This is a genomic window from Corynebacterium sp. HMSC072A02 (assembly GCF_001810085.1).
In the GTDB taxonomy this organism is placed as follows: Bacteria; Actinomycetota; Actinomycetes; order Mycobacteriales; family Mycobacteriaceae; genus Corynebacterium; species Corynebacterium hesseae.
The window spans coordinates 1-1,349 of sequence record NZ_KV799845.1 but is presented as its reverse complement, the minus strand read 5'-3'; the positions used below and the strand labels follow the sequence as shown (position 1 = coordinate 1,349).

General features: G+C 52.3%; 1 rRNA gene. It reads right to left on the bottom strand.

The window, feature by feature from the left end:
- Positions 1-1,258: ribosomal RNA gene (locus tag HMPREF2698_RS05220) — 23S ribosomal RNA — on the bottom strand; the annotation flags it as partial.
- Between the last annotated feature and the right edge of the window lie 91 nt (positions 1,259-1,349).

Sequence of the window (1,349 nt, the reverse complement as noted above, 5' to 3'; positions counted from 1 at the left end):
AAAGTATTGCCGCGGCTTCGGCGGTGTGCTTGAGCCCCACTACATTGTCGGCGCAGGACCACTCGACCAGTGAGCTATTACGCACTCTTTCAAGGATGGCTGCTTCTAAGCCAACCTCCTGGCTGTCTTCGCGATCCCACATCCTTTTCCACTTAGCACACCCTTAGGGGCCTTAACCGGCGATCTGGGCTGTTTCCCTCTCGACTATGAAGCTTATCCCCCACAGTCTCACTGCCGCACAACACAATTAGTGGCATTCGGAGTTTGGCTGACATTGCTAAGATTGTAGTCCCGCTCAACCAACCAGTAGCTCTACCTCCACCAAGCTAATGCGACGCTGCACCTAAATGCATTTCGGGGAGAACCAGCTATCACGGAGTTTGATTGGCCTTTCACCCCTACCCACAGCTCATCCCCGCAGTTTTCAACCTACGTGGGTTCGCGCCTCCACAGCATCTTACTACTGCTTCACACTGGCCATGGGTAGATCACCCCGCTTCGGGTCCAGGACATGCCACTAAACACCCCATGAGGATTCGGTTTCCCTACGGCTACCCCACACGGGTTAACCTCGCGACATGCCGCTGACTCGCAGGCTCATTCTTCAAAAGGCACGCCATCACACACAACAGGTGCTCTGACGGATTGTAAGCACATGGTTTCAGGAACTATTTCACTCCCCTCCCGGGGTACTTTTCACCATTCCCTCACGGTACTCATACACTATCGGTCACACTGAGTATTTAGGCTTACCGGGTGGTCCCGGCAGATTCACAGCAGATTCCACGAGCCCGCTGCTACTCGGGCAACCCAACAACCCATGCATTGAAGCCTTCAACTACGGGACTATCACCCTCTACGGTGGGTGTTTCCACACCACTTCACCTAACAACAACACACAAGCACGATGATGGTAGTCACCGCACATTGGGGCCCACAACACCGCACACACAACCCCTACCAAGTATCACATGCACACGGTTTAGCCTCATCCACGTTCGTTCGCCACTACTAGCAGAATCATATTTTATTTTCTTCTCCTACGGGTACTGAGATGTTTCACTTCCCCGCGTAAACCCCCACAACAGCTATGAATTCACTGAAGGGTAACACCCCATAACAGGTGCCAGGTTTCCCCATTCGGACATCCTCGGATCAACGCTCTATTGACAACTCCCCGAGGCTTAACGCAGCCTTACACGTCCTTCATCGGCCCAGCATGCCAAGGCATCCACCATGCGCCCTAAATAACGAACACACAACCAACACAACAACCACCACAAAAGCAACAGTCATCATGCTGGTGTGAACACACAAAACACAAAAGAACAAAGAAATCACACAAACCA